The organism is Methylomagnum sp., assembly GCF_054333355.1.
On sequence record NZ_JBTEKS010000389.1, the window covers coordinates 1 to 4039 of the forward strand.

The following is a 4039-nucleotide window of genomic DNA, read 5'->3' on the forward strand; positions in this document are numbered from 1 at the left end:
CATTGCGACCTAACGCTCAACCAAGATTTGACACGATTTCCAGAGTTTGCAAGGCGCTGGGAGTCCGTTTGGTCGCTCAACCAAACCTTTAATAACGGGGCGACTTTCAGGCGCTGTGCGTTGCGCGTGACCGTCGGGACGCCGGAGGAAAATCGGCGTTTTCTTGACGAACTAGCACGTATCCTTCGGGGATGACGGTAGGGTGGTGGACATGAATATATATCCACTCTGCGGAGATTTGGTTTGTCGCTGAGCCTACAAATGGCGGATTTCATCTTGACCAAAGGGGCTTTCTCAAACAAAATCCCCGCCGCGTAAAACTCAGTGTTTAACGTCAAGAATTCAAGCGGTCTGGGCGCTCTGGCGACACGACCGGACCCAATCCGATAAATGCCCTGGACTGGAGAGATTGCATGACCAATGAAGGCGTGGACGATAACAAACGCCGATTTTTAACCCAGGCGGCGACTGTGATTGGTGCGGTGGGGGCTGGGTTCCTGGCCGTACCTTTTGTGTCCTCAATGCGCCCGAGCGCCAAGGCCGAAGCCTTGGGGGCGCCGGTTGAGGCGGACATTAGCAAGATTGAGCCGGGCCAGCGCATCATCGTGCTATGGCGCGGCAACCCGGTCTGGGTGCTGCGGAGAACCCCGGAAGCCCTGGTCGCCCTGCCCACCCTCGACGACCAATTGGCCGACCCCCGCTCCGAAAGCTCGGACCAGCCCGAAACCAGCCGCAACGAAGCCCGCTCCATCAAGCCGGAAATTTTCGTCGGCATTGGCGTCTGCACCCATCTGGGCTGTTCTCCCACCTACCGGCCTGAAATTGGCCCGGCGGATTTGGGGGCGGATTGGAAGGGCGGCTTCTTCTGTCCCTGCCACGGCTCCAAGTTCGACTTGGCGGGACGTGTCTATAAGAGCGTGCCCGCACCGACCAATCTGGTGATTCCACCCCATCATTACGCCAGCGAGTCGCGCATCGTCATCGGGTTGGAAGAGGAGAAGGCATAATGATCGCGGAAAAAACCAAAGCGCTGGTTGACTGGGTGGACGAACGGCTGCCGGTCAGCAACTTCCTCAGTAGCCAACTCACCAAATATTACGCGCCGAAGAACTTCAACTTCCTGTATTTCTTCGGCTTTCTGGCGATGGTCGTGCTGGTCAATCAAATCCTGACCGGCATCTTCCTCGCCATGCACTACAAGCCCGACGCCGGGCTGGCCTTCGACTCCGTGGAATACATCATGCGTGATGTGCCCTGGGGTTGGCTGCTGCGCTACCTGCATTCCACCGGCGCGTCGCTGTTCTTCATCGTCATCTACATCCACATGTTCCGGGCGCTGTTCTACGGCTCGTTCAAGAAGCCCCGTGAACTGCTCTGGCTGTTCGGCATGGTCATCTTCGTCATGCTGATGGGCGAAGCCTTCATGGGCTATCTCCTGCCGTGGGGCCAAATGTCCTACTGGGGCGCCCAGGTGATTATCTCCCTGTTCGGCGCGATCCCCGTCATTGGAGAGGACTTGGCGATTTGGGTCCGGGGCGATTACGTCATCGCCGACGCCACGCTAAACCGCTTCTTCTCCCTGCATGTGATTGGCCTGCCGCTGGGGATATTGGGCTTGGTGGTTCTGCATCTGGCCGCGCTGCGTACCACGGGTTCCAATAACCCGGACGGTATCGAGATCAAGAAAAATAAGAATGCCGAGGGCATACCCGTTGATGGCGTGCCGTTCCATCCGTACATCACGGTGAAGGATTTGTACTTCACCGCCGCGTTCCTGACGGTGTTCGCGCTCATCGTGTTCTATGCGCCGGAAATGGGCGGTTACTTCCTGGAACACCCCAATTTCGACCCCGCCGATCCCATGAAGACCCCCGAGCATATCCAGCCGGTCTGGTACTTCACGCCGTTCTACACGATCCTGCGGGCCATCCCCAGCAAGCTGTGGGGCGTCGTCGGCATGGGGGCGTCCATCGTGGTGCTGTTCCTGCTGCCGTGGCTGGACCGCTGCCCGGTCAAATCCATCCGCTACCGCGGCACGGTTTACAAGGCGAGTCTGGCGGTTTTCGTCATCAGCTTCATTGGTCTGGGCGTGCTGGGAACCAAGCCGGTGAGTGACATCGCCACGTTCTTCGGCAGGCTGTTCTCCGTAGGCTATTTCGCGTTCTTCTTGCTGCTGCCCCTGACCTCCAGTTGGGAGAAAACCAAGCCCGTGCCTGAGCGCTTGACCGAGCCAGTCGTGCCCTTGGCGAAGCGCGAGGGCTGCCATTGGCGGCTGCTTGAATCATTTGTCCAGGGTGTGCAGGACTGTCCGGCTTATCAAAACGCCGTGGATCGTCTCTGTGGAATGCTCGAAAGACTGAGAAATCTGGGAAGCAAATAATAATGAACAAGGCGCTTGCAATAATCCTGTGTTTTTTTGCGCTGATCGGCAACGCGGCGGCGTCGGGTAAACCCCTGGAAAGTGTCGATGTCGATATTTTCGATGCCGCCTCCGTGCGCCGGGGCGCCAACTATTTCGCCAGCTATTGCCTGGGCTGCCATGGCATCAAGCAAATCAGGTATTCGCGGATCGGGACCGACTTGAAGCTCAAGGAGGACGCGATGCGCGAGGAGTTCATGTTCGGCGAGGCGAAAATCCACGAGAACATCCATACGGCCATGGTCCCGGCGGACTCCGAAGCCATGTTTGGCGTGGTGCCGCCAGACCTTTCCCTGGTGATTCGGGCTAGGGGCGCGGACTGGGTGTACACCTACCTGAAAAGCTTCTACACCGATTCGCAGCGGCCTTTCGGGGTGAACAACACCATAGTGGAAAGCGTGGCCATGCCCAATGTGCTATGGGAACTCCAAGGCACCCAAGAAGCCATCGTCAAGGACGTGGACGGCAAGCCCACGGTGGTCGGACTCAAGCTGGTCGAGCCGGGCAAGATGTCCAAAAAGGAGTTTGACCACATGCTTACCGACTTGGTGAATTTCATGGCCTACGTGGCGGAGCCGACCAAGCTGGAACGGTTGCCGATGGGCAAGTATGTCATTCTGTTCCTGATAATCCTCACAGTTGTCCTTTACAAACTCAAGAAAGAGTATTGGAAGGACATCGACTAGACGAGTCGCTGGCGGACCTCCCTTTAATCACCCAAAACAAGGCCCGCCGCTGGATGAACCCATCCGGCGGCGGGCCGTTTTCACATTATGATTGCCTTAAAACCCTACCTGATTCGAGCCACCCACGATTGGATCATTGACAACAATTTCACGCCGTACCTGCTGGTCGATGCGGAGGCACCCGGCGTGACCGTGCCCCGCCAGTATGTGCAGGACGGCAGGATCATCCTTAACCTACGCCCCCAGGCGGTTCATGGCTTGTCGCTGGGCAACGATTACATCTTGTTCAGCGCCCGGTTCGGCGGTACGCCCATGCAGGTGGATGTGCCGGTGCGGGCGGTCTTGGCGATTTATGCCCAGGAAAACGGCAAGGGCATGATGTTCGAACCCGAGGGCGAGGATGACACCCCGCCGCCCCCGCCGCCGGAAACCGCGCCCCAAGAGGCGCCCCCCGTGAAGAAGCGGCCCGCCCTGAAAGTCGTCAAATAAGAGCCATCGTAGCTCAGGGCAATCTCGCTATATCGGGTTCTCCCGTTTTTCTCCTTCTCCAGCGGGAGAGGGTTGGGGTGAGGGGGGCAACAACAGGTTTTTTCTTTTTCGATCCGCTGGCCCGCTTGAGCTTAAGGGGGCGGCAGAAAAAAGCTCTTTGGAACCCCCCCTCACCCTCAACCTCAACCTTAGCCCTCTCCCGCTGGAGAAGGGGCAAATAGTAAGCGGCAATGGCGGCTTAAAACTTGTGTGCATAAATTAGCCTTTGAGGGAGAAGGCTGGAATGAGGGGATATAAATAGTAGATTTTATTCTCCTCACTCCAGCCCTCTCCAGTAGGAGAGCATACAAGGGAACGCTTATGGTTAAACATCCGCACGGCTTTGCTTCCAGATCACAGCGAGCTGTTTGACAAAACTATGCATCAAATTAACGATAAGCTCGGG

The 4039-nt window shown here is 57.3% G+C and carries 5 protein-coding genes; all 5 read left to right on the forward strand.

The features are described 5' to 3' along the window. Positions 1 to 195: hypothetical protein (locus ACXWUF_RS19840; protein WP_458496311.1), on the forward strand; the 195-nt coding region annotated here is incomplete at its 5' end. Positions 196 to 413: 218 nt separating this feature from the next. After that, on the forward strand, positions 414 to 1007 hold the full coding sequence (petA, locus tag ACXWUF_RS19845) for a ubiquinol-cytochrome c reductase iron-sulfur subunit (protein ID WP_458496312.1): 594 nt from the start codon (positions 414 to 416) through the stop codon (positions 1005 to 1007). Next, positions 1007 to 2380: a cytochrome b gene (locus tag ACXWUF_RS19850; protein WP_458496313.1), complete on the forward strand. Its 1374-nt coding sequence runs from the start codon at positions 1007 to 1009 to the stop codon at positions 2378 to 2380. The genes petA and ACXWUF_RS19850 overlap by 1 nt, the downstream gene beginning before the upstream one ends. A 2-nt stretch (positions 2381 to 2382) precedes the next feature. After that, entirely contained in the window at positions 2383 to 3105 is a 723-nt protein-coding gene (locus ACXWUF_RS19855; RefSeq protein ID WP_458496314.1) for a cytochrome c1, read from the forward strand. Positions 3106 to 3192: 87 nt separating this feature from the next. Beyond that, on the forward strand, positions 3193 to 3594 hold the full coding sequence (locus ACXWUF_RS19860; RefSeq protein ID WP_458496315.1) for a ClpXP protease specificity-enhancing factor: 402 nt from the start codon (positions 3193 to 3195) through the stop codon (positions 3592 to 3594). Positions 3595 to 4039: the final 445 nt, after the last annotated feature.